This window comes from Collinsella aerofaciens (genome assembly GCF_902501475.1).
GTDB lineage: Bacteria > Actinomycetota > Coriobacteriia > Coriobacteriales > Coriobacteriaceae > Collinsella > Collinsella aerofaciens_AL.
The window spans coordinates 14,570-35,253 of sequence record NZ_CABWIF010000002.1 but is presented as its reverse complement, the minus strand read 5'-3'; the positions used below and the strand labels follow the sequence as shown (position 1 = coordinate 35,253).

Below are 20,684 nucleotides of genomic sequence, written 5' to 3'. Positions count from 1 at the left end.
TTCCTCTCTTGCTTGGTCTAGTTTCCCGTGATGCTGCTCATGCCGGTGATGATTCCGTTCACCACGTTGATGGTGCCCCACGTCCAGTTGTTGCCGTTGTTGGTGATGCACCCGATGAACTGCGTGGAGCCCGTGTACCCGTAGGTGCCGCCGCTGCTCGGACTGGTTCCTATGGCGAACTTCGGGGCGAGTATCCTGGCGGTGCCCGACGACCCAATGTCTGCGCGGCTGCTATCCAGGTACACGTAGTTGTTGGAGTTCTCCTGCAGCTTCACGTACGCCGAGCCGCCCGCGTTGCTGTTGCCGCTCCTCATGTACAGCTGCTCGTCGGGATGGCTCATGTAGCCCGCGTAGTAGGGGGTCGTCAGCCACGTCTGGCGGTAGTAGCGGTTGGCTGCCAGGAAGCCGTAGCCGCAGGCGGATATGCCCACGCCGTCGGTCGAGCTCGCCGTGGGGCTGTCCTTCGCGTGGATGGCCTCGATGGTGCAGTACTCGGTCGAGCCGTTCACGAACGACGCTCCCGGGTGGTCGTTCGTCGTCGTGCCGGTGGTGATGTAGTTGGTTGACGACGTGCCGACCATGTTGCAGCGGAACATGGAGGTGCTGCCCACCAGCACGGTGCCCGCGATGATGGAGCCGTTCTTGTCGTATATCTGGAAGCCGTTGGTGGCGTTGATATAGACCCTGTTGCCGTTGCTGTCGGTCATGAAGATGGAGCCGTCGCGCAGGTAGAAGGCCCCGCTGTCGAGGTCCCAGTACGAGTTCCCGCCTTTGATGCGGCCCGTGGTCAGCTCGTCGGCGGTCACGCCGTCGCCGGTTATGGCCGTGCGCCACTTCCACGCGCCGCTGGAGTACTTGGAGTTGGCCACGCCGATGATTCCGCCGCCTATCTTGACGCACTTGGTGGCGCTCTCGGGCTTTTTGTCGTACACAAGGATGCCTTGGCCGGGCTCCTCGTACACCCAGCCGCCCGTGGTGTTTATCTCGCTGTTGAGCATTTCCACGATCTTCTTGCGGATATCCGTCGGCAGCTGATCGAGCTGGTTCTGCAGCCCATCAACCTCGTTCTCGGCGCTCGTCAGGCGCTCGTCCAGCGAGCCGGTGACGCCTTCCAGGTACTCCTTGTTGGCCTCGTCTATCTGCTTGAGCACGCTCTCGCTCTGCTCCACCGTGGTGTCGGTGTAGAGCTTGAGCACTTCCTCAAGGGACAGGTTGCCGTCGTCGGAGTACTTCTTCAGCGCCTCTTCCAGCGTGGTGTCGCCCTTGTCGGCATACTCCTTGAGGGCCTTGTCAAGCGCGTCCTTCACCTCGTCGGTGTAGTCCTTGGCCGCGCCGCCCTGCTCCCTGGCGAACGCCTCCTGGCGCTTCTCGGAGGCCGCCAGGCTCTCGCCCCATTTGCCGGTCGATGCCTTGTTGGACGCGTTTACCGCGTCGGCCACGGTGGCGCGGATGCTCGAAGCCGTTCTCTTTGCGCTGGACTTCTGGGCGGCCATCAGCTCGGCCACGGTCTGGTAGTTGCCGAACGTGTAGGTGACCTCGCCGGGGCGCAGCTGATCCTCCACCACCTTGGTGATGCGGGTGCGCACGCGCAGCGGCGGGTCGTACACCTTGTCCACCACGGTCACCAGGTCGCCCTCGTCCGCGCCCTCGAAGCCCTCGCCGGCGCGCGCAAGCGCCGTGGCGTCCACGGTGTAGGACACGGTGGGCACGCACGACTGCGCCAGCTGCGCCTCGGTGAGCTTCTTCAGCTCGGCGGCGTCCTCGCAATCGGAGAACTCCACGTCGCCGAACACGTGCGCCTTGCCGCCCTTGCCGTCGGGCCGTCCCCAGCGCGCCAGCGCGTCGGCCGACCCCACCCAGTTCTGCCCGCCGTTCACGTCGCCGAAGGTCAGCTTGCGATCGTAGCCGCCCGTCAGGTTGCCGTCCTCGTCGGCGGTCTGCAGGGACTTGCCGTAGCCGTACAGGGCGGTACACACGTTGCCCTCGTCCACGCTGCGCTTGACGCTCACGAGGTCCTTGGCGTAGGTGAAACGCTTGCCGTTGTCCTCGCCGACCTGCTTGGCCATGCACACGCGGCGTGCGGTCACCTTGGTGCCGCTCACCTGGATTTCGAACGACAGCTCGCCGCCCCAAGTGTCTGCCACGTCGTGGATGGCCGCCCATGCGTTGGTGTGGTAGAAGTTCGTGCCGGCCTGCCCGAGGTCGGCCACGGTTCCGACCTGCCAGCGCGAGGAGGACAGCGCCGAGGCCAGCGCGGCGTAGGCGCTCACGTCGTAGGGGCGCTTGTCCTCCAGGTAGTCGCCCAGGAGCTCGATTTGCGCCGAGGTCGGGCAGTAGTACGTGTAGAGGATGCCAGCGCTTGCGCGCTCCTCCTCCACGCCGTCCACGATGTTCTCGTGCCAGCGGCCCTTGAGGTCGCGCCACACCAGGCGGTCGCCCTTGTCGAGGCGCGCCAGCGTTGTGATGCTCAGGGCGTTCTCGCCGTTGACCTCGCGCGTGTCCTCGCACTCGAACAGCGTCTTGATGGGTCCCTTGTACGCCTCCCAGCGGTCGCATGCCCACAGAATCATCAGCCCACGTACCTTTCCGTCCACTGTACCGTCGCGGTGCCGCTGGACAGCTTGAGGCTGTTGGCCCCCGGCTCCAGCGGGAAGAAGTCACTCTCGAAGGTCACGGGCGCTGGGCTGCCGTCCACCGTGGCCTGCGGGGCGGCCATGTCGATGACCACCGCGCTCGATGCCGTCACCGCCTTGTCGATCTGCACGAATTCGCCCGTGCCCATGTTCGTCAGCCGCAGCGCCGACGTGCTGCCGCCGGGCCTGACGGTCACGGTGGGGTAGGTGCGGAACGTCCCGCCCACCTGCACGCCCGAGGTGCCCGACACGGTTGCGCGCCCCTCGGCCCCGTAGGCCACGGGGTCGTATGCCGTGAACGTCAGCGTGGCCTCGCCGGTGTGCCACAACGTGTCGAGCGCGCCCGGCGAGGTCAGCACGGCCATGTAGCGCAGGCCCAGGTGCCTCTCGTCGTCCAGCCACAGCTCGGCCTCCTTGAGGCACAGCAGGCGCGAGGCCATGAGGCGGCGAAGGGCCGCCATGTCGTCGGCGGGGCGCGCCCTCCAGGCCGCCGCCACGTCTATCGTCAGGGGTTTCAGCTCTGCGCGCATGAAGCGCGAGCCGGGCTGCCCGGGCACGTCGCGCGTGGCGATTTCGTACTCGGGCAGCAGCGAGCGGGTCACGAGCCGGGTGTCGAACCACGGCGCGAAGTCGAAGCCGTTGTATATCATGCGAAGCACTCCTGCCGTTTGATTTCCTTGGCTATCTGGCGGGAGATTTTCTCGATGTCGGCCTCCTCCCGCACGGTCGCGTACAGGTTGATTGTCACGTTCGTGTCGCCATGGGCCGCGCCGCCCTTGCCGTCGAGCAGCTTGGCGATGCCCTCGGCCAGCGGGCGCGCGCCGCGCTCGTTGAACGGCACCACGCCCTCGGGGCCCGCCTCGCCGACGCCGATGACGCTGGGGCCGTTGAACACGCCGCCCTTGGCGTACCAGTCGATGCCGAAGTGCGGCACGCTCGGCGGGGCGATGCTGAAGCTGCCGGAGATGGACAGGTGCGGCAGCTTCAGGTGGGGCAGCGACCACGAGAAGTTGAAGAACCCCTTGATGGAGTCGATGACGTTGCGCACGGTGTCGCGGGCGTTCTGTATCGGCGTCTCGATGGCGCTCTTGATGGAGTTCCACACGCTGCTCACGGTGTCCTTGGCGGCGTTGAACACGCTGGAGATCGTGTCGCGGATGCCGTTCACGATGCTGGATATGGTGGAGCTGATGCCGCCCCACACGCTCGACGCCGTGCTGCTCACGGCACCCCATATGGAGTCCCACACCGCCTGAATTGCCGACAGCACCGCCGATATGGTGGAGCTGATGGCATTGATGGCCGCGCCTATCGCCGAGCTGATGGCATCCCATATGCTGGAGGCGGTGGAGCTCACCGCGCCCCACACCGTGTCCCACACGCCCTGGATGACCAAAAGGGCCGCGCCTATCACGTCGCTAACGTACTGGATGTACGCGCTCACCGCGCCGTAGATGGCCTCCCATATGGCGCTGGCGGTGCCGCTGATGCCTTCCCACGTCGCGCCCCACCATTCGGAGAGCGCCGTCACCACGTCGGTGATGACCTGGCTCACCGCGTCGATGTAGCCTCCCACCGCGCCGCAGATTGCGTCCCATGCCGCCGTCAGCTGCTCGCCGAAGTTCTCCCAGATGAAGTTCCAGGGTATGAGCAGCGTCTCGATGGCCAGGTTCAGAATCTCGCCCAGCAGCATCACGGCGACCTGCACCACGTTGCAGATGCCGTCCCAGATGGACGAGGCGGTGCCGGCCAGGCCTTGGAAGAACCCGGCTATGGCGTCGATGGCCCCCTGCACCGTGGAGCAGATGCCGTCCCACACGCCGCCCAGCGTCTCGCCGAGCTGCGAGAAGAACTCGCCGACGCTTTGGGCCACGTCGCCCGCCACCTGGGTGGCCACCTCGAACGCGGCGCACACGGCATCCCACACGGCGGTCACCGCGTCGCGGAACTCCTCGCAGTTGTTCCACAGCAGCACCACGGCGGCAATGATGGCCGCTATGGCCGCTACCACGGGGTGCGCGGCTATGAGCCCCAGCGCGCCGGTGCCCAGCTTGCCGACCACCTGGAAGGCCGCTCCGATTTTCGGCACGGTGTCCACGACGGTGCCGACCGTCGACAGCACGGGGCCTATGGCGGCCGCTATCGTGGCGATCGCCAGCACGGCGGTCTGGCCGCCCTCGCCGATGCCGGCGAACCACTCGGAGAACGACTTGACGACACCCGCCACGTTGGTGGCGATGTTGAGCAGCGGCTCGCCAAGCGGCTCGATGGAGCCCTGCAGCTCGCGCATGGCCTCCTGCGATTTCACGGCGAAGCTGTCGGAGGCGGCCTCCTGGGCCTGCTGCGCAGCGCCCGCCACGTCGCCGAAGCTGTCCTGCACGCCCGCCAGGGACTCGATCATGCCCATGGCATTGTCCTCGCCCAGCGAGGACCACAGGGTGGAGGCCAGCGCGGCCTTGTCGTACTCGTTTGGCATCTGCGTGAGGTCGCCCAGCACCGCCTGCAGCATGTCCTCGGCGGTGGCGCTGCCGTTCTTGAAGTTCTCGAAGACCTCCTGCGTGCCCTCGCTGAACGAGCCGATGGATTCCTCCATGCGGCCGTCGGACAGCGCCGTCAGGAACTCGTTGAGGTAGTCGCCCACCTTGTCCAGGTTGTACGCGCCGTTGGACGTGCCCGCTTCGAGCAGCGAGAAGTACTCGCTGGCGCTCATTCCCGCCTCGCCCCATCGCACGGAGTATTCGCTCAGGTTGTCGCCCAGCTCGTCGGTGTAGTTCAGGCCGCGCTGCATGCCCGCCGTCAGCAGGTCGCTGGCCTCGGTGGCGGACAGCCCGAAGCCCTCCATGAGGGCGTTGGTGCCGCGTATGGACTCGTTCACGTCTGCGCCGAAGGTGTCCGACAGCATGAGTGCGTTGGTGGTGACGGTCTGCAGGTCCTCGTCGGACACGTCGCGAAGGGTGGACTTGCACTGGATCAGCGCATCGTTGACCTCGTCCAGGGACTGGCCCCAGCCACCCTCGTATATGCGCTTGCCTATGCCGCTGAAACGCTCGGCCTCCTCGCCGGACACGCCGAACGCGGCGGCTATGCGGGCGTTGGCCTGCTCGTAGTCGCTGGCCACGCCGAACACGGCCTTGCCGGCGGCCACCACGGGCGCGGTCAGCGTCACCGTGGCGGCCGTGCCGGCCTTCTTGAACGAGGACGACAGCTTCGCGGCCTTCTCGTCGCCCTCGGCTATGTTCTTCCAGGAGATGCCCTGGAGGTCGCGCTCCAGGGCCTTGATGTTCTTGGATACGTCAACGGTGTCGAGCACCGCTTTGATGATGACGTTGCCGTCCATGCTCACCTCGTCGCTCTCTTGAGCGCGGCGAACACATCGCGCATCGCCGCGTCGCTTCCTTCCTCAGAGCCGTGTGAGCTGCGGCCTTTGCCGAGTTCGAACGCCTTGTGGGCGGCGTTCCAGGCCTCGACCTCCTGCCTGTTGTATTTGGTTGGCTTCGGCTTGGTCGCCGGGTTGCGGTAGTGGATGGCCGCGCCGAGCGGCGTGTCCTGCGGGCAGCCGCCCACGAGTGCCACGAACTCGGCAAAGCTGATGCGACCGCGCACCTCGTCCCACTCGATGCCGTAGGCCTGGCGGAAGCTGGTGCGTATGCGCGCCGCGTCCTCCTCCAAGTCCCACAGCGGGGTCTCGTGCGGGCGGTCGCCGGTCAGGTCGAGCCCGCACATGTCCCATACCGCCGCGTCGCGCATCCGCACGAACTCGGCGGCGTCGTAGTCGCATGCGCACCACGCGTCCGCCCAGTCCACGAAGAACAGCGCCAGGAACTCGTCCCGGCGCTGGTCGTCGGACTTGCCCTCGTCGGTCAGCACCTCGATGACGCGGATGATCGTGAGCGCGTCGTCGCGCACCAGCACCTCCTCGCCGTTCCACGGGTAGCGCGTGGCGCTCGTGCCGTCGGGCAGCCGCACCCGCTCGGCCGTGAGCGCGGCTGGCAGCATTACTTGCCGCCCTTCTTCTTGCGCTTGGCCTTGGCGCGGCGCTGGGCGCGGTTGAGCGCCTGGACCTGATCGGCGCGCTCGCTGTATGCAAGGCCGCACGCCATCAGCTGCTCGCTGGTCGCGTGGCGCGCCAACATGTTGAGGAACGTGGCGAAGACCTCGCCCAGGATGCGGATGTTCTCCTCGGGCGCGATGGGGCCCTCGTCGCCGCCCATCCACGCGAGCAGCTGCTCCCAGCCCTCGGTGCCGATGAACGCCGAGATGGTGCGCTTCATGAGGCGGGCCTGCGCGGCGTTGGCCTCGGCCGCCTTCTCGGGGGTGTCGGCCTCGCGGGCCATCTGCTCGTTGGCCTGCGCGCGGTCGATGGCGTTGCCGACCTTGGCCAGGTACTCCTCGATGTGCTTGTCGTCGAACCACACGCGGAAGCGCGGCGTGTCGGGGTTCTCCTCGGGGTCCTCGAAGAACACGTCCTCGTACGCGCGGATGTTTTTCAGAAGTTCCATTTGTTGCCCCTTTCGTGAGCGGTGAGCGTCGGGCATAGAAAAGGGGCGCGGGCCGCTCACTAGCCCGCGCCCCCATGTCCAGGAGGTTATGTCTGGTGTCGCCTGCGGCTACTTCGCCGCCACGGTGACCTTCACCTGCGTGCAGATGCTCGGCTTGGACGCGCAGCGCACGGTGATGACCGCCTCGCCTGCGGCCACGCCCGTCACGTTGCCGTCGCTGTCGACGGTGGCCACGTCGGTGTTGCCCGATGCGAAGAAGCACTTGGCGTTCGCCTCGGCGGGCGTGACGGTCGGCGCGAGCTTCATGGACTTGCCCACGGCCGGGCCGGTCGGCGCGGTGCAGGTGACGCCCGTGGGCTGCTTGAGCTTGTTGGCGGGGATGTAGCGCATGGCGCCAGCGCCCGAGATTGTGCAGGAGAACGCGCCGGGGTCGGACGCCGCGCCCTGCTGCGAGCCGACGGTCAGGCCCAGGTAGGTGCAGTCGCCCTCCACCACGTCGCCGTTGGGGTCGGTGTGGCGGAAGTGGCCCGTGCGGCCCTCGCCGGTCTCAAGCGCCAGGCTGGCAACGAAGTCCTGCGCGGGGTCGCCGTAGCAGCGGTCGCCTGTGACCTCGTACTGCGGCTGCACGCTCTTCACCTTGTCGGTGGGAGTGCCGTAGCCGTCGTAGTAGTCCTTGGTCTCGGTGGTCTCGTTGGTGGTCGGCTTCACCTCGGTGATGCCGCGCGAGAAGATGGCCCACGTGGGGCTGGCCGCGTCTGGCGTGGTGTCGATCTCCAGCGCGCTCATGTAGTTGGGCGCGAAGCCCAGGTCTTGGTTCTTTGCCATCGTTATCCCTTCTCTATGGTTATGGTCGCTTTGATTCGGAACTCCCACAGGTACGGCCCGCCCTCCGGCGGCGTTATCTCCTGCGGCTCTGTGTACAGCGCCGCGCTGGTGAAGCCGTAGGAGCCGGTGGGCGAGGGCAGGTCGGCCCCGTCCAACGCGTCGGCCAGGTCGTAGGCGTCGCCCATGGCCTTGGCCTCGGAGGTGTCCTTCACGATGACCTGCAGCACGTATCCGACACGGCGGGTGCCGTCCATGTGGCGCACCGCGTCGGCCGTGGGCATGGGCCTCAGCACCACCGCGTCGTCGTGGCCGCGCGATGCTGCCAGGCGGGTGAGGAGCACCGGGCCGTAGCCCAGGGCCTCTATGGCGGCCTTCGCCGCCTCCATCACGTCCGGGGCCATGTCACGCCCCCTCGGTCAGGAGGTCGACGGCCAGGCGCTCCCAGTCCTCGCCGTGCGCTTCCTTCGCGGCCTTCGGCCAGTCGGCCTTGGCCCTCGGGTTCTTGCCGTGCTTGATGGAGCTGTCGGGCAGGTCGCGCACGTAGGCGGCGTAGTCGGCGTCCCATATGACGAGGCCCTGCCTGAAGTCGGAGGCGGCCTGCATGGAGTTGTGCATGCGCTTGGTGTCCTCTGGCGTGAACGCGTTCATGTCCTCGGCCACGCTCATGGCGAACTTCACCTGCTTGGCCTCCAGCTCCTTCGCGCTGAAACGCTTCATGAGCTTGGTCAGGTCGACCGTAACTGCTGCGGGCATGGCTACCTCACCTCCAGTTCCCAGTGGTGGGGACGGGTGCCGAACGCGCGGCGGGGCGTGCACCTCGCCACGTTCATCCACTCGCCCCCGTCGATGCTCACGCGGCTGCCCACGGGCACGTCGAACATGCCGGGGCTGTCCGCGCCGTCTGCTATCACGAGGCCCTGCGCGCCGTCGCCCAGGGCGTACTCGCGCACGAGCCACGCCGAGACGGGCTCGAAGCGCACGCGGCGCACCTCGACGGGCTGCTCGAACTCGCCGCCGTAGCCGCCCTCCCTGGGCACCTTGACGAACATGGTGGAAGGCCGCGCTGAGCGCGGCACCCGCATCATCTGGTACCCCCGATGCCCGCGTAGAGCAGCGGCGTTCCAAGCAGCTCGCGGCGGACGGCGGCCTCCATGTCGCTGCGGTAGGTGCTGGCCCCTTCGGTACCGGGGTTCCACGAGAACGAGCCGACGGTAAAGCCGCCGCCCTCCATGATGCCGCCCGAGCATCCGTATGCGGCGTCGACCTCGCAGGCCGCCATGACCGCGCGCGCCCACTCCTCGGAGCCGTCCGGCTCGTTGGGGAAGATCAGGTCGCGCACGGCCGCCGTGGCGTGGGGGAGCGCCGCCTTGAACTCCTCGGCGGACAGCTCCCCGCGCCCGGCTGCCAGGTAGTCCTCGTGGGTCGGGGCTCTAGTTTCCATCGTCCTCGGCCGCCTCGGGCTTTTCCGCCTTGCCCTTGGCGGGCTGCTCGTCTGCGGCCTTCGCCTCGGGCTTTTCCGCCTTGCCCTTGGCGGGCTTGGCCTTCTTCGGGGCCTCCTTCTCGAAGGCCAGTCCAACGGTGCGCATGTCGCGCCTCCTTCCTACGCGGCCTTCATGCTTGCGGTGATGTAGTGCGCCAGGTTCTCGCGGACGCCGCACACGCCGTACTTGCGGTACTTGAACAGGTGGCCGAAGCCCTGCTGGTTGTCCTCGGCGTCGATGACCTTGCCGTGCGCGAAGTTCCAGCGCAGCACCACGGCGTCCTTGTGGACGATGAGGAAGTTCATGTCCACCGCGCCGGTGCCCTTCTTGTAGTGGCCGATCTCCTCGTCCTTGGTGGTGCCGTCCAAAAGGTCGATGGCGCTGTAGAAGCGGGACTGCGGCACCTTCACGATGGAGGAGAAGCCGTCCAGCGCCTCTCGGGACTTGGTGGTGTCCAGGTCCTTCACCATACCCAGCAGGGTGGGGGTGATGAACAGCACGCGGCCCTCTTCCGGCACCTCCTTCTCGTCCATGTCGCACATGGCGGCGTTCAGGCCCTTGAGCATGTCCGCGCCGTCGGCGTAGGTCTTCTGCTCCTTGGTGATGCCGGTGCCTGCGCACAGCGTGGAGAACACGAACGCGTCTCCCTCGGGCACCACCTTGGTGCGGTTGAAGTGCGCGGCGGCGTTGCCGAACGCCAGATTGAAGGACTGGGCGTCCACTTTCTGGTCGATTTCCAGGATGGTGCCGCGGTCGTAGTTGGCGCTGATGGGCTTCCAAGTCAGGGACGCGCCGCTGTTCTGCGGCAGTCGCCCGTTGGCCTGCACGTCGCCCAGGCCACCCATGGAGTAGACGGGATAGTAGAACTCGCCCAGCTGCTCCATCTGCGCGATGTTGCCCTGCGGCGCGGCGCTATCAAGCACTGCGGTCAGGGATTCCTTGCGGTACGCCTCCATGAGCACGTTCTCGTAGCCCTTGGGCAGTTCGATGCTGTTTGGCATGATTTACTCCTTTGAAGATTCGTCGGTGAGTCCGAAAGCTGCGCGGAAGTCGGCCAGGCCGTCGGAGCCTGCGCCGCCCTTGGGGTCGCCGCCCGCGCTCTCGCGGGGCTGGTCGGTGAACATGTAGGCGTTATCCTTCTTCAGGGCCTCGAAGTCGATGCCCGTGAGGTTGCCCTGCTCGTCCAGCTTCGCGTCAGCGATGTTCGGGATGATCGCGCGCGCCGCCTTGGCGTTGCGCACCCCCATCTGCGCCAGCTTGGTGTCGATGGCGAAGTCGCGGCGCATGTCGGCCTCGCGCTTCTCGGCGTCGGCCTTGTACGCCTCGTTGTCGGCCTTGGCCTTGTCGAGCGCGGCCTGCAGCTCCTCGGCGTTGCCCGCCTTGGAGGTGAACTCCTCGATCTGCTTGTCGCGCTGCTCCAGCTCGGCCTTGAGGGCCTTCACCTGCTCCTGGTACTCGTCGGTCTCGCGCTTGTACTTCGCGTAGGACACGACCTCCTTCGCCGGTTCGGTCTGCTGGCCGTTGTCGCCGCCCTCGTTGCCTTGGGGCTTGTTGTCGTCCGCCATCGCTTGCTCCTTCCGTGTTTGGTTTTCGCGCTTCCCTGCGCGCTTGGATGGCCCGCCGTTGTCGCCGCGGTCGCGTGCGGGGCCGTTGTCGCCGCCCCATCGCGTGACCGCATCTTCCCCGAGGTGTCGCCAGGCAAAAGAAAAGGCCGCCCGTGATGGGCGGCCTTGATGCCGTGCGTCTACTCGGTTGTCGCTTGGTCTACTTCATCAGCCCCGCGTCGCGCAGAACCTTGCGGGACTTGGCAAAAAGCTCCTCGCGCTCTTCTTTGGTCAGCTTTTCGGCGGCTTTCGACTCGGAGGCGCTGTCATCTATGACGAGCACCCAGTCCTCTGGCGTCACTTCTTTTTTGTCAGCCTGAACCATTTCGCTTCCTCGTTTCGCTCGTAGAGCATTTCGGTGGCAAGCTGGTCGATAACGTCGCCGCCCACGTTCGGGCACTCTCTTTTCGCCAGCTCTCGCAGCTCCTCGTACGCTTGCACGACGCTGCGGTCGTTCACCTTGATTTCGTAGATTGTACCATCGTGGCACGCCACCACTGAGCTGCGCACCCAGTCGTTTTCCGCCACCGTTCGAATGTCGGTCCACGACGGCGGCGAGCTCATGGGGTGGTTGTGGATCAGCACCACGCCGCCCTTGGTGCGCCTGCACGCCTCCACCTGCTTGGCGGTCAGGCCGCACGCCTGGCTCTTCAGGCCGTGCCCGAAGGTGTCGGTGACGCGCTCGCCCTTCTTCCACGACACGACGGACATGCGTTCGTAGCCCGTGCCGTCGCGGTCGCGCAGGATGCGGCGGCTCTCGGCGTACACGGCCTCGCTTGCGCGCTTCGGGATGGGAAGGGACGCCACCTTGTCGTGGTAGGCCCTGCCGTTCACGGCGCGGCGGCTCACGTCTGCGGCGGTGCCCGCGCCCTTGCCCGGCATGAACTTCTCGCGCACCCAGGTCTTGTCCGTGGCAAGCGGGTAGATGCGCTCCTTCGATTCCACGGCGGCCTCGCGCGTGCGCTCGCGGGACAGGTAGGGATGGGCGGCTATGTGCTCGCGCTGGCGCTTCTGCAGCTTGCCCAGGCGCAGGCGCTCCTTGGTGTTGTCGAGCCCGGCGGCCTCCAGGGCCGTTGCCTCGCGCTTGGCGGCGCGTATGCCGCGCTCAAGCTCGCGCTGCTTCTGCTCTGCCTGGTATCGCTCCTCGCGCTTCTCGTCGCCGCCATCTGGATCGCGCTCGTACCGCAGCTGCTGGCCCTCCACGTAGATGCCGAAGTCGTGCTTGCAGTTCGCGCCGCACAGGCCATCGACAGAGCCGTAGCCCGTCTCGCGGTAGAACGGCGGGTACTTCTTGGACTTGCCCGACAGACTGAACACGCGGCCCTGCCACTTGGCGTGGCTCTCGCGCGCCCCGCCGTGCGAGGAGGTCTGCACGAGGTCGTGCCCGGTCTCTTCAAGCAGCTCCAGCGTGTTGCGGCTGCCGGCCTGCACCGCCTGCGTGCGAATGTGGCGGCGCATGGCCACGTCCGCCTGCGCCCACGCCCCGCTCTTGTAGTCCACGACGGACACGCCGCGCCGCGCCAGCTTCAGCACGGCCTCGCGGGTGGCCTGCTCGTAGCCCGCCATGCCCGAGTTCACCCGAGCCACGGCCTGCGCCACGACTTCGAGGTAGGCGCGCTGCACGTTGGCGGGCATCTTCAGGTTGTCGCGGCTCACGACGTCCTGCACTCCCGCCGCCGTGGCCCGCGCTGAGTTGTGCAGTCTCCACTGCATCGTCTTGGACAGCGCGCCCATGGCCGTGCCCAGCGTGGCCAGGTCGGCCTCGGCGCTCTTGGCCACGGCCTCGGCCGCAGCCTTGGCAGCCTCGCGCGCGGCTCTGCGGCCCTCCTCGTTCATGGCCTTCTGCACGTCCTTGGCGGCAAGCGCCGCCTTGCGGGCGGCCTGCGAGTAGGCGCTGTCGCCCTCGAAGTCGATGGAGCCTATGAGCGCGGCGTAGATGCACACCAGGCGCAGGGTGTATTCGTCCATGGCCCCCTGCGCTGCGTCGGTGAAGTGCTCTATGTAGTCCGGCCCCAGCATCAGGCGAGCCCGTCGCCCAGCATGTCGAACGCGCCGGCCTGCTGCTCGGGCACGTTGGCCTTGGCCTCGTTGCTGGTCTCGCCGTAGAAGCGGCGGCGGTACTCCCACGGGGCCATGATGCCCGCGCCGACCTCGCTCATGGCCATCTCGCGCGCGCTCTGCGTGTCGCTGATGATGGAGTCGTCGAAGTCCACGGTGACGTCGCCGTAGGGCACGGCCTCGCCCTTGATGCTGCGGCACGCGTCGGCCATGCCGTTCACGAGGCGCACGATGGACTTGCGCAGGGCGTTCTCGTGCCGGTGGATGGATCGCATCAGCTGCGAGTTGTCGGCCGCCACCTCCTTGGCGGTCTTCAGGCCCGTGTGCGACTCCCAGGAGAAGTAGCCGTTGCCGAAGCCGCACGCCACCGACAGCAGGCGCAGGCCCGTGTTGATGGCGCTGGCGTTCTCGTCGGCCTTGAGGTCGCTCTGAACGGTCTGGATCTTGGCCGACCCCTCGTCGCCGGGGTTCATGCTGAAGATGGTGTCGTCGGCCTCGCCGAAGGCGTAGTAGGTCTTCGTGAGGCTGCCGTCCGGCCCCTTGTCGGTCTTGGACTCTATGAGGGTCTTGTCCACGAACGTGCGCGGGCGGCCCACGCGAATGTGGTCGAGCAGGGAGGTGGCGGCCTCGTCGACCACCTTCATGGCCCCCACGGCGTTGCAGTACACGCTCGCGCCCATCGCGCAGTAGTCGTAGAAGCGGTTCGACACGGCGGGGCGCACCAGCGCGAAAAGCGGGCGGGTGCAGCGCGTGTCCATGTCGGCGCTGATGCCCTCGACCGCCACCTGCTTGTGCGTCTTGGTGTCGAACAGCTGCGTGAGGATGTGGTAGGTGCCGCCCTTGAGCACGTGGGCCTGGCACTGGTCGTAGTCGCGCCCGGCGACCTCCACGCGGCCCACGAACGCGCACTGCGTGCAGTCGTCGGCGCTCCACGTGAGCGGGACTATCTGCGTGGCGTCGTAGCGCACGATGCGCAGCTCGGCGTCGGGCGTGTAGGCGCTGTCGGTCACGCCTCGCGGCTCGATGACCCACGCGCCCGTGCCCATGGCGAACGCGCGGGCTATGAAGTCGGCGTTGTCCATGGCGAACGATGTGGGCGCGTCGCCGTCCTCTGTCGGCTGCGGCGCGGCCTGGCCGTCCTCGTGCCCCTCGTCGCCGACGCCGCCCGTCGCCTTGGGGTTGGCGAAGTAGCGCGCCATCCAGGCGCGGCGCTCGTCGCTCGTGCTGGAGATGATCGTGCTCTCGTTCATGAGCAGACTGGCCCACTCGTCGGCCACGAGCGCCGCCGGATGCAGGCTGGCGCGCTCGCGCTTGTACACGCGGAAGCCGCGCCGCTCGCTGTAGTGGTACCAGCCGTTGTTCGCCGCGAACCAGCCGAACCAGACGCCCACCATGCCCTGCATGCGGGTGTCCGGCTGGTATCCCATGCGGCGCAGCCACGCCTCGGCGTAGCCCGTGTTGCCTCGCTTCTCCATCAGAGGTTGCTCCTTATCCACAGTCCTGCGGCGTAGCCCGCCGCGTCTATCGCGTCGTCGTTCACCTTCGGCAGTGTCTCGGTTATGTCGCCCTGCCCGTTCGACACGTACTCGAACTCGGGGAACTCCTTGGCGGCGAGCGGGCAGCGGTCGGGGTCGATGACTATGCGCGTAAGGTTCTGCATCCACCTGATGCGGCTCTTGGGCGCGTTCAGGCCCTGCTTGAGCGACTTCTGCGCGCCGATGCCCTGCTCCTGGTAGTAGAGGATCATGCCGCGCGCCGCGCTGTCGCACCACACGTCGGCGGCGGGGTCCTCGGCCGCCTGCAGCTTGGCCGCCACCAGCTCGGCGGTCTTGACGTCGATGGCCTCGGTTCCCTGGCGGCTCTCCTCGTCCAGCAGGTACAGCACGCGCTCGTTCTCGTCGTAGCCCGCCTCCATGAACACCCAGGGGTGCACGCTGCCCGCGTCCACGCCGAACGAGCGCAGGGCGATGGACGCGCGCTCCTCCGCGGTGATGGGGCGTATGTCCAGCAGCTCGTCGGGGAACACCTCGGAGCCTGTGCCGATGACCTCGCCGAGCCATTGCCAGCGGTAGGAGTCGGGGGTCTTGCGGCGGCTGCGCTCCGCCTCCGCCAGCGCGGTGGCGCTTATCCATTCGGGGTGCTCGTCTATGACGTCCAGGTACGTGGTGTGGCATATGAAGCGCCCGTCCTCGCCCGGGTGGGCCTCCAGGTCGCGCGCCTCCTTGTTCACCCAGTTGCGAGCCGAGCGGGGAGGGTTGTAGCTGTAGAAGACCCAGAACATGTCGCCGCCGCGCAGGAACGTGGCCAGCACGCTGCGCACCTCGTCCATGCCGTCGAACTCGTCTACCTCCTCGAACCACACCACGGCGCAGTAGCCGGTGCGGAACTTCGCGGACTTCAGCTTCTTCGGCTTGTCGCATCCCACAAAGCGTATGACCTGCCCGGTGGGGCGGTACGTCACCTCCATGGGGGACAGGCCGAAGTCGAACAGGTGCGCCACGCCCAGCACGTCGCACGCCCAGCCTATCTGCTCGTACACGGACGTGCGCAGCGTGTTGCCGACCTTGCGCAGCACGACGGCGTTGGCCTCCGGGTTGAGCATGATCAGCAGCACGATGGCGATGGATATGAACGACGACTTGGTGGAGTTGCGCCCGCCCTTGAACCAGTAGTGCGTGAACTCGTGCGCCTTGATAGAGCGCCACACGCCGGCGAACACGGAGGCCACGACGTCCGAGAGCCTAACCGAGGTCGTCAACGATGGTCACCCCCGCCTCCGCCATGGCGGCCTTCGCGCCGTCCACGCCGAACATGTCGTTGAGCAGCTTCACGCTCTCGGTTATGGCCAGGCGCGCGTCGCCGTTGATGCTGCCCTCGGCCGCCTGGCGGCGGAAGATGGGCAGCGCGCCGTCCAGCACCTCGAACAGCGGGGCGGCCGCGTCCTGCAGCTCCCAGCGGCAGTCCTTGGCGGCCGCGTCGCGGATTTCCTGGATTCTGTGCGCGATTCGTGGGTCGCGCATCAGCTTGGACGCGGCGCAGCTTATCGAGTTGTAGTTCATCCGCTTGCAGTCGTAGGCCGCGCGGTACGCGTCCTGCTGCTTGGCGCGGGGCTTGGCCATCTCGCGGGCGAACGCCTCCTGCTTCGCCGTGAGCGGCTTGTCCTTCTTGGGCACCTGCGGCCTCCTTCCTGATTAGTTTCGCGCTAGCCAAGCGACGCGATCACATCGCGCTCGCGCGGCGAAAGCGCGAAACGCTCTGCGGCTGCACGCTCTGATATGAGGTAGCCGCTGCCGTATATCGCCTTGTTCTGCACGCGCTGCGCGTCGAGCGCCCTCGTGAAGCTGCACTCCTGCGGCCCCACGCGGAAGTCGATGCCGTACTTGGAGTAGCGCGCCAGCATGGGCGCGGTCAGCACCTCGTCCGGGTACTCGTACTTCGGCAGCGCCTTGGCCTTCTCGCGGCGCAGGCGCTCTATCGCGGCATCCAGCTCGGAGCGCAGGTCGGGCGCGCTGCGAGCCTGGGCGGGGTCGAGGTTGGTCACGAACGACGTGTTGACGCTCGCGCCGTTGGCGTACGTCACGCCGACGCCCGTCACGACCTTGCAGCAGTTGCGGATGCCCATGCACGTCAGGGTGGGGGCGAACAGGAAGAAGCCCACGCCGCGCTCCTGGTAGTGCTTGACGATCTTGCTCAGGATGGAGAACGGCGGGTTGTCCACCACCGTGCAGCCCTGCGGGTACTCCTCGCGCTCGTAGTCGCCGCCCGGATAGAACGGGCGCGCCACCTTCGCCAGGTCGAACCCGTACTCCCGGTGCGCCCACCGCAGCACGCAGTCGTACACCTCGGGCGGGGTGTAGCAGTCGTCCGTCGTCCTCTTCGGCTCGAACTTTGCCGTGAACTCCTCGTATGTCTCGCCTCTCGCCATGCGTCTCCTATCTCTCGGCCCATATGGTCGCAAGCGTGTCGCCGGGCACGGAAAAGGCCGCCCCGAAGGACGGCCCTCTGCCTGTTTCCGTATTCGGTTGCCCCTATCCGCACGCCGCCACGGCCATGGCCATGAGCCCGAGCGCCAGCGCCCTTATGGCGTAGATGGCCGCCGCGTCTATGGCGATTGCCGCCGCTATGAACAGCAGGCACCCCCAGTTGCATCCCGGGCGGTTCATCGCTCCTCCCACTCGACGGTGCCGTCGTCGTACTCGGCCTTGAGCCATTCCAGGTAGTCGGCCTCCTCGCAGAAGCTGGCCAGCAGCCGCTTGCTGGTAGTGCAGCTGCTCATGCGGCTCGTCTCATACACGGCGATGAAGAAGGGCCACGAGTGGAACTCCGTCTCCGTGTGGATGGCCCGCTCGGGCGTGCCGAAAAGGTGCTCCCAGTTCGTCATCGCGCCCCCTCCTTCGCGCTCGGCCCGACCTTGCGGTAGGTGAAGTCCTCGAACAGGTGACCGCACCAGCGGCAGCGGTCGCCGCCCTTGGGCAGGTGGTGCCAGATCTCGCGCATGCCGCACTTCGGGCAGCGCACCTCGATACTGGGTCGGCGCTTCGGCTTCTCGGTCTGCTGCTCCATGGCTACTCCACCGCCATCCGCATGGCCGGCTTCATGGCCTCGCGCAGGCTCTTGGCCAGCTTCTCGGCCGTTACCTCGGCCTTCACCTCCACGTTCACATCGGGCATCGCGAAGCCGCGCGCCTCGTCGTCCTTCAGGCACGGCATGGCGACCTCCTGGGCCGCGCCCTTGAGCGTCGGCGCCGCCGTCTCCTTCGGCTCGCAGCGCCCCAGCCACAGCTCGCACTCGTCCAGCTTCGTGAGCGCCAGGGCGCGCTCGCGGCTCACCTCGTAGGCCGTCTCGATCTCGCGGCGCAGCCTCTTGCAGTCTGCCGGCCCGTCGCTGCGCAGCCTCTGCCTGGCATTGGCGAGCTTGCGCCCAACCTCGGCGAGGTTGTCGGCCAGCGCCTTGTTCTCGCTTCGCAGGCGCTCGTTCTCTCGGTGGAGGTTCTGCAGGTGGCGGTCCTGCACCGCGAGGCTCTTCTGACCGCTCCAGCAGTCCTCGCACAGCGGCGCGTCCACGCCCATGTTGTCCTGCCCCAGGGCGTCGATATCGCGCCCGCAGGTATCGCAGATGATTCCCATGGCTACTCCCTTCCTTCCGGCTTCACCGCGCCTGCGAGGAACCACGCCCGCAGGCTCTCGGCGCACTCCGGGCACAAGGCCCTTGCCTTGCCGTCGATTCGCGCGCTGTTCCTCAGCACCATCTTGGCGTAACCCGCCAGGGTCGCCGGCACCTCCTTGCCGCAGCGTTCGCATGCGCACATGTACAGCCTCATGCCTGCTCGCCTCCCTTCGGCAGAGCGTCGGCGATTCGGTCCCAGTCGGTGGCCGGCTTCTCGCTGGGGTACTCGTAGGCCCCCACGCACGGCACCGGCAGCACCGCCATGCCGTCGTGCTCGCCTGCGTACTCGTCTGCGTCCGATCTGCTCTCGAACGCCAGCACCACGTCGCTCTCCGTGGCCACCGCGTAGATCTTCTTCATCGTTTCGTCTCCTATTCGAACTCGAAGCACTCGCATGCCTCGCTTGTCTCGTCTACCGCCTCCACGTCGGGGCCGCCGCCCGTCATGGCGTCGCGGGCGCACACGGCCTCGCCGCCAGCGCCCTGCACGCGGCCGCAGAAGCGGCACTCCCGGCACGTGCGGCCCTCCCACGGGTCGGGCCGGTTCCACGGTGCCCTGGGGTCGGACTCGAAGCACCCGGGCGGGAGGTTCCACCCGCTTGAAGGCTCGTACCCGCTCACATGCACCGCCTGCCCCTCGGCAGCCGCCCCCAGCCGTCCATGGCCAGGGCATCCGCGTACTTGGTCGGTTCCGGCAGCAGCAGGTACTCCCAGTGCCCCGAGCCCGGCGGGGCGGGGCGGTTGAACCTCTGCTCGGCCCTGACCCAGCGGAAGTGCAGCCGGTTGGCGTGCGCCAGCCCGTGGCAGCCGCCGCCGTTGCCGCTGCCGCACAGCATCACCGTGGGCTTGGGAACCTCGCGCCCGTCGCGGAACAGCTTGCCCGCCCCGCGCCTCACGATGTGGTGGCGGTTGAGCGGCCACGGCGCGCCGCACACGGCGCACCTGGGCGTCTCGATGCTCGGCCCCTCCATGAGGGGGCGCAGGATCTCGGGCAGCGTGTCAACGTTTGCCATTTGATAGCCTCCTGTCCTTGCCTTGCAGCTCGTACTTGTCGCACATCTCCGACAGGCGGCTCACGATGGCCACCGCCGTCTCCTCGTCGCCGTTCTTGGCCAGGCGGCGTATGAGGTCGCTCTTGCCGTACTGCGTGGTCACGACCACGGGCCTCATGTTCTCGTACCTGTCGTTCACGACGCGGAACACCTGCCCCAGCGTCCAGTCGGTGGGGGACTCCTTGCCCAGGTCGTCCAGCACCAGGCACCCCACGCGGGAGAGCCTGGACAGCACGCCGTCCTCGGTGCCGTCGCCGCCGTAGGTGCCCTTGATGGCGGCCAGCACGCCCAGCATATCGGTCACCCTCACGCTGGTGCCGCCGTCCACCAGGAGCCGCGCCACGGCGCTCGCCAGGTGGGTCTTGCCGGTTCCCACGGGGCCGCAGATGTACGCCCCGCGCCCTTGCTCAACCTTCGCGGCAATGCCCTCGGCCATGGGGGAGGCGGCTGTCATGAAGCGGGGCTTGATTCCGGCCCGCTCGTAGGCCCGGCGGCGTTTGGCTGCGGCCTCCTCGGCCTTGGCCCTGGCCTCAAGGCGCGAACGCTCGTCGCGCTCCGCCACGGCACCCGGGCAGCCGCACGGCTTCCAGCCGCAGAAGGTGCGGCGGCCAGCCAGCACCACGTAGCGGACCTCCAGCTGCGCCCCGCAGTGGGGGCACTCAGTCGTACTCGGCATAGCCGTCGGCCTCCTTCCGGGTCCTCGGGCCGCGGTTCACGTAGTCCTCGAACTTCGGCGAGAACAGCGTGGAGGGCCGCAGGTACTTGGCCATCTTCGGGTCGCCCGCCCATTCGGCCGCCATCGTGTCGATGACGGCCAGGAAGTCGGGGAGGCGGTAGCCCTCGGCCCAGCGGGCGTGTATCAGCCTGCGGGTCTTGGCGCTGCTTGAGCGGTAGCGGGTGCCGGCTGCCTCGTTGAGCGCATGCACGATTTCGTCAAAGGGGATTAAGGGGTTATCTATATACTCAACCTCAACCTCAACCTCTGCATTGCCGCAACTCGATGCGCCTGCATGTGCATCCGCATCTGCTTGCGCATGTGCGACTGCATCTGTATCCGCATATGCTCCCGCATGTGCTTGCGCATCGGCTTGCGCCCGTGCCGCCGCATCGTCCACCGCGTCTTCCTTCCCCGGTCTGTTGCCCCAGCGGGCGTTGGCCGCCTTCCTTGCGCGCTCGCTCTTCTCGTCGCCCATGTCGAGCCTGCCCTTGAGCACCAGGAAGGTGGGCAGCCACGCGGGGCTGCCCTGCGGCTCCTTGCCCGTGAACCGGTACTCGACGATGGCGTAGATGAACGGCGCGCGCTGCTTCTCGGGCATGGCCTGCGCGGCCGCCCAGAAGTCGTCGTGTATAACCATGCCCATAGTGTC

The 20,684-nt window shown here is 67.4% G+C and carries 28 protein-coding genes; all 28 read right to left on the bottom strand.

The features are described 5' to 3' along the window. Positions 1-17: 17 nt before the first annotated feature. A complete protein-coding gene (locus GDJ93_RS00580; RefSeq protein WP_152067366.1) occupies positions 18-2,570 on the bottom strand; it encodes a phage tail spike protein in 2,553 nt (850 codons plus the stop codon). After that, on the bottom strand, positions 2,570-3,283 hold the full coding sequence (locus GDJ93_RS00575; RefSeq protein WP_117637885.1) for a distal tail protein Dit: 714 nt from the start codon (positions 3,281-3,283) through the stop codon (positions 2,570-2,572). The genes GDJ93_RS00580 and GDJ93_RS00575 overlap by 1 nt, the downstream gene beginning before the upstream one ends. Further along, positions 3,280-5,970, bottom strand: coding sequence for a phage tail tape measure protein (locus tag GDJ93_RS00570; protein WP_152067365.1), 2,691 nt, complete (start codon positions 5,968-5,970; stop codon positions 3,280-3,282). Before GDJ93_RS00570 ends, GDJ93_RS00575 begins: the two co-directional genes overlap by 4 nt. 2 nt (positions 5,971-5,972) lie before the next feature. Then, the gene (locus GDJ93_RS09970; protein WP_161160595.1) at positions 5,973-6,629 is read right to left on the bottom strand and encodes a Gp15 family bacteriophage protein; all 657 of its coding nucleotides are present in this window, start codon (positions 6,627-6,629) and stop codon (positions 5,973-5,975) included. Further along, positions 6,629-7,132 carry a hypothetical protein gene (locus GDJ93_RS09965; protein ID WP_158573936.1) on the bottom strand — a complete coding sequence of 168 codons (504 nt, stop codon included), beginning with the start codon at positions 7,130-7,132 and terminating at the stop codon, positions 6,629-6,631. The genes GDJ93_RS09970 and GDJ93_RS09965 overlap by 1 nt, the downstream gene beginning before the upstream one ends. A 108-nt stretch (positions 7,133-7,240) precedes the next feature. Further along, positions 7,241-7,957, bottom strand: coding sequence for a phage tail tube protein (locus GDJ93_RS00560; RefSeq protein ID WP_117637882.1), 717 nt, complete (start codon positions 7,955-7,957; stop codon positions 7,241-7,243). Positions 7,958-7,959: 2 nt separating this feature from the next. Further along, positions 7,960-8,358, bottom strand: a complete 399-nt coding sequence (locus GDJ93_RS00555) for a phage tail terminator protein (RefSeq protein WP_152067364.1) — start codon at positions 8,356-8,358, stop codon at positions 7,960-7,962. 1 nt (position 8,359) lies between these two features. Further along, positions 8,360-8,710 (bottom strand): minor capsid protein, encoded by a 351-nt coding sequence (locus GDJ93_RS00550; RefSeq protein WP_118349157.1) that lies wholly within the window; start codon positions 8,708-8,710, stop codon positions 8,360-8,362. 2 nt (positions 8,711-8,712) lie between these two features. After that, on the bottom strand, positions 8,713-9,006 hold the full coding sequence (locus GDJ93_RS00545; protein WP_152067363.1) for a putative minor capsid protein: 294 nt from the start codon (positions 9,004-9,006) through the stop codon (positions 8,713-8,715). Positions 9,007-9,038: 32 nt separating this feature from the next. Then, positions 9,039-9,398 (bottom strand): hypothetical protein, encoded by a 360-nt coding sequence (locus GDJ93_RS00540; protein ID WP_117637878.1) that lies wholly within the window; start codon positions 9,396-9,398, stop codon positions 9,039-9,041. Beyond that, positions 9,388-9,543: a hypothetical protein gene (locus GDJ93_RS09960; RefSeq protein WP_158559642.1), complete on the bottom strand. Its 156-nt coding sequence runs from the start codon at positions 9,541-9,543 to the stop codon at positions 9,388-9,390. Before GDJ93_RS09960 ends, GDJ93_RS00540 begins: the two co-directional genes overlap by 11 nt. Positions 9,544-9,557: 14 nt before the next feature. Next, positions 9,558-10,439: a hypothetical protein gene (locus GDJ93_RS00535; protein ID WP_152067362.1), complete on the bottom strand. Its 882-nt coding sequence runs from the start codon at positions 10,437-10,439 to the stop codon at positions 9,558-9,560. 3 nt (positions 10,440-10,442) lie between these two features. Further along, positions 10,443-11,003: a phage scaffolding protein gene (locus tag GDJ93_RS00530; protein ID WP_152067361.1), complete on the bottom strand. Its 561-nt coding sequence runs from the start codon at positions 11,001-11,003 to the stop codon at positions 10,443-10,445. 199 nt (positions 11,004-11,202) lie between these two features. Beyond that, a complete protein-coding gene (locus GDJ93_RS09955; RefSeq protein WP_158573939.1) occupies positions 11,203-11,367 on the bottom strand; it encodes a hypothetical protein in 165 nt (54 codons plus the stop codon). Next, entirely contained in the window at positions 11,340-13,010 is a 1,671-nt protein-coding gene (locus GDJ93_RS00525; protein WP_193221394.1) for a phage minor capsid protein, read from the bottom strand. Before GDJ93_RS00525 ends, GDJ93_RS09955 begins: the two co-directional genes overlap by 28 nt. Before the next feature lie 50 nt (positions 13,011-13,060). After that, positions 13,061-14,350 carry a phage portal protein gene (locus GDJ93_RS00520; protein ID WP_152067359.1) on the bottom strand — a complete coding sequence of 430 codons (1,290 nt, stop codon included), beginning with the start codon at positions 14,348-14,350 and terminating at the stop codon, positions 13,061-13,063. A gap of 224 nt (positions 14,351-14,574) precedes the next feature. Further along, complete coding sequence (locus GDJ93_RS00515) at positions 14,575-15,858, bottom strand: PBSX family phage terminase large subunit (RefSeq protein ID WP_152067358.1); 1,284 nt, start codon at positions 15,856-15,858, stop codon at positions 14,575-14,577. Further along, positions 15,842-16,273, bottom strand: a complete 432-nt coding sequence (locus tag GDJ93_RS00510) for a hypothetical protein (protein WP_117765325.1) — start codon at positions 16,271-16,273, stop codon at positions 15,842-15,844. The genes GDJ93_RS00515 and GDJ93_RS00510 overlap by 17 nt, the downstream gene beginning before the upstream one ends. A gap of 29 nt (positions 16,274-16,302) precedes the next feature. After that, positions 16,303-17,025, bottom strand: coding sequence for a hypothetical protein (locus GDJ93_RS00505; protein ID WP_152067357.1), 723 nt, complete (start codon positions 17,023-17,025; stop codon positions 16,303-16,305). A gap of 103 nt (positions 17,026-17,128) precedes the next feature. Continuing rightward, positions 17,129-17,263 carry a hypothetical protein gene (locus GDJ93_RS10180; RefSeq protein ID WP_264297873.1) on the bottom strand — a complete coding sequence of 45 codons (135 nt, stop codon included), beginning with the start codon at positions 17,261-17,263 and terminating at the stop codon, positions 17,129-17,131. Continuing rightward, positions 17,260-17,481 carry a hypothetical protein gene (locus tag GDJ93_RS00500; RefSeq protein WP_118349161.1) on the bottom strand — a complete coding sequence of 74 codons (222 nt, stop codon included), beginning with the start codon at positions 17,479-17,481 and terminating at the stop codon, positions 17,260-17,262. The genes GDJ93_RS10180 and GDJ93_RS00500 overlap by 4 nt, the downstream gene beginning before the upstream one ends. Further along, complete coding sequence (locus GDJ93_RS00495) at positions 17,478-17,663, bottom strand: hypothetical protein (RefSeq protein WP_117637868.1); 186 nt, start codon at positions 17,661-17,663, stop codon at positions 17,478-17,480. Before GDJ93_RS00495 ends, GDJ93_RS00500 begins: the two co-directional genes overlap by 4 nt. A gap of 2 nt (positions 17,664-17,665) precedes the next feature. After that, complete coding sequence (locus tag GDJ93_RS00490; RefSeq protein WP_152067356.1) at positions 17,666-18,226, bottom strand: hypothetical protein; 561 nt, start codon at positions 18,224-18,226, stop codon at positions 17,666-17,668. Between the two features lie 2 nt (positions 18,227-18,228). Further along, positions 18,229-18,420 (bottom strand): hypothetical protein, encoded by a 192-nt coding sequence (locus tag GDJ93_RS00485; protein WP_117637866.1) that lies wholly within the window; start codon positions 18,418-18,420, stop codon positions 18,229-18,231. Continuing rightward, entirely contained in the window at positions 18,417-18,626 is a 210-nt protein-coding gene (locus tag GDJ93_RS00480) for a DUF3110 domain-containing protein (protein ID WP_152067355.1), read from the bottom strand. The genes GDJ93_RS00485 and GDJ93_RS00480 overlap by 4 nt, the downstream gene beginning before the upstream one ends. Before the next feature lie 256 nt (positions 18,627-18,882). Next, positions 18,883-19,278 (bottom strand): hypothetical protein, encoded by a 396-nt coding sequence (locus GDJ93_RS00475; RefSeq protein ID WP_152067354.1) that lies wholly within the window; start codon positions 19,276-19,278, stop codon positions 18,883-18,885. Beyond that, positions 19,265-19,993, bottom strand: a complete 729-nt coding sequence (locus tag GDJ93_RS00470) for an ATP-binding protein (protein ID WP_152067353.1) — start codon at positions 19,991-19,993, stop codon at positions 19,265-19,267. The genes GDJ93_RS00475 and GDJ93_RS00470 overlap by 14 nt, the downstream gene beginning before the upstream one ends. Then, on the bottom strand, positions 19,977-20,678 hold the full coding sequence (locus GDJ93_RS00465; RefSeq protein WP_117637862.1) for a conserved phage C-terminal domain-containing protein: 702 nt from the start codon (positions 20,676-20,678) through the stop codon (positions 19,977-19,979). Before GDJ93_RS00465 ends, GDJ93_RS00470 begins: the two co-directional genes overlap by 17 nt. Positions 20,679-20,684 lie beyond the last annotated feature (6 nt).

What these genes read in the sequence shown, in the direction of transcription:
- GDJ93_RS00580 (WP_152067366.1), bottom strand. Translation starts at nt 2,570, where the DNA reads ATGATTCTGTGGGCATGCGACCGCTGGGAGGCGTACAAGGGACCCATC.
- GDJ93_RS00545 (WP_152067363.1), bottom strand. Translation starts at nt 9,006, where the DNA reads ATGTTCGTCAAGGTGCCCAGGGAGGGCGGCTACGGCGGCGAGTTCGAG.
- GDJ93_RS00470 (WP_152067353.1), bottom strand. Translation starts at nt 19,993, where the DNA reads ATGCCGAGTACGACTGAGTGCCCCCACTGCGGGGCGCAGCTGGAGGTC.
- GDJ93_RS09970 (WP_161160595.1), bottom strand. Translation starts at nt 6,629, where the DNA reads ATGCTGCCAGCCGCGCTCACGGCCGAGCGGGTGCGGCTGCCCGACGGC.
- GDJ93_RS00550 (WP_118349157.1), bottom strand. Translation starts at nt 8,710, where the DNA reads ATGCCCGCAGCAGTTACGGTCGACCTGACCAAGCTCATGAAGCGTTTC.
- GDJ93_RS09955 (WP_158573939.1), bottom strand. Translation starts at nt 11,367, where the DNA reads ATGGTTCAGGCTGACAAAAAAGAAGTGACGCCAGAGGACTGGGTGCTC.
- GDJ93_RS00495 (WP_117637868.1), bottom strand. Translation starts at nt 17,663, where the DNA reads ATGGAGCAGCAGACCGAGAAGCCGAAGCGCCGACCCAGTATCGAGGTG.
- GDJ93_RS00465 (WP_117637862.1), bottom strand. Translation starts at nt 20,678, where the DNA reads ATGGGCATGGTTATACACGACGACTTCTGGGCGGCCGCGCAGGCCATG.
- GDJ93_RS00485 (WP_117637866.1), bottom strand. Translation starts at nt 18,420, where the DNA reads ATGAGGCTGTACATGTGCGCATGCGAACGCTGCGGCAAGGAGGTGCCG.
- GDJ93_RS00560 (WP_117637882.1), bottom strand. Translation starts at nt 7,957, where the DNA reads ATGGCAAAGAACCAAGACCTGGGCTTCGCGCCCAACTACATGAGCGCG.
- GDJ93_RS10180 (WP_264297873.1), bottom strand. Translation starts at nt 17,263, where the DNA reads ATGAACCGCCCGGGATGCAACTGGGGGTGCCTGCTGTTCATAGCGGCG.
- GDJ93_RS00535 (WP_152067362.1), bottom strand. Translation starts at nt 10,439, where the DNA reads ATGCCAAACAGCATCGAACTGCCCAAGGGCTACGAGAACGTGCTCATG.
- GDJ93_RS00500 (WP_118349161.1), bottom strand. Translation starts at nt 17,481, where the DNA reads ATGACGAACTGGGAGCACCTTTTCGGCACGCCCGAGCGGGCCATCCAC.
- GDJ93_RS00530 (WP_152067361.1), bottom strand. Translation starts at nt 11,003, where the DNA reads ATGGCGGACGACAACAAGCCCCAAGGCAACGAGGGCGGCGACAACGGC.
- GDJ93_RS00555 (WP_152067364.1), bottom strand. Translation starts at nt 8,358, where the DNA reads ATGGCCCCGGACGTGATGGAGGCGGCGAAGGCCGCCATAGAGGCCCTG.
- GDJ93_RS00575 (WP_117637885.1), bottom strand. Translation starts at nt 3,283, where the DNA reads ATGATATACAACGGCTTCGACTTCGCGCCGTGGTTCGACACCCGGCTC.
- GDJ93_RS00505 (WP_152067357.1), bottom strand. Translation starts at nt 17,025, where the DNA reads ATGGCGAGAGGCGAGACATACGAGGAGTTCACGGCAAAGTTCGAGCCG.
- GDJ93_RS00480 (WP_152067355.1), bottom strand. Translation starts at nt 18,626, where the DNA reads ATGAAGAAGATCTACGCGGTGGCCACGGAGAGCGACGTGGTGCTGGCG.
- GDJ93_RS09965 (WP_158573936.1), bottom strand. Translation starts at nt 7,132, where the DNA reads ATGGAACTTCTGAAAAACATCCGCGCGTACGAGGACGTGTTCTTCGAG.
- GDJ93_RS00570 (WP_152067365.1), bottom strand. Translation starts at nt 5,970, where the DNA reads ATGGACGGCAACGTCATCATCAAAGCGGTGCTCGACACCGTTGACGTA.
- GDJ93_RS00475 (WP_152067354.1), bottom strand. Translation starts at nt 19,278, where the DNA reads ATGGCAAACGTTGACACGCTGCCCGAGATCCTGCGCCCCCTCATGGAG.
- GDJ93_RS00525 (WP_193221394.1), bottom strand. Translation starts at nt 13,010, where the DNA reads ATGGACGAATACACCCTGCGCCTGGTGTGCATCTACGCCGCGCTCATA.
- GDJ93_RS00490 (WP_152067356.1), bottom strand. Translation starts at nt 18,226, where the DNA reads ATGGGAATCATCTGCGATACCTGCGGGCGCGATATCGACGCCCTGGGG.
- GDJ93_RS09960 (WP_158559642.1), bottom strand. Translation starts at nt 9,543, where the DNA reads ATGCGCACCGTTGGACTGGCCTTCGAGAAGGAGGCCCCGAAGAAGGCC.
- GDJ93_RS00520 (WP_152067359.1), bottom strand. Translation starts at nt 14,350, where the DNA reads ATGAACGAGAGCACGATCATCTCCAGCACGAGCGACGAGCGCCGCGCC.
- GDJ93_RS00540 (WP_117637878.1), bottom strand. Translation starts at nt 9,398, where the DNA reads ATGGAAACTAGAGCCCCGACCCACGAGGACTACCTGGCAGCCGGGCGC.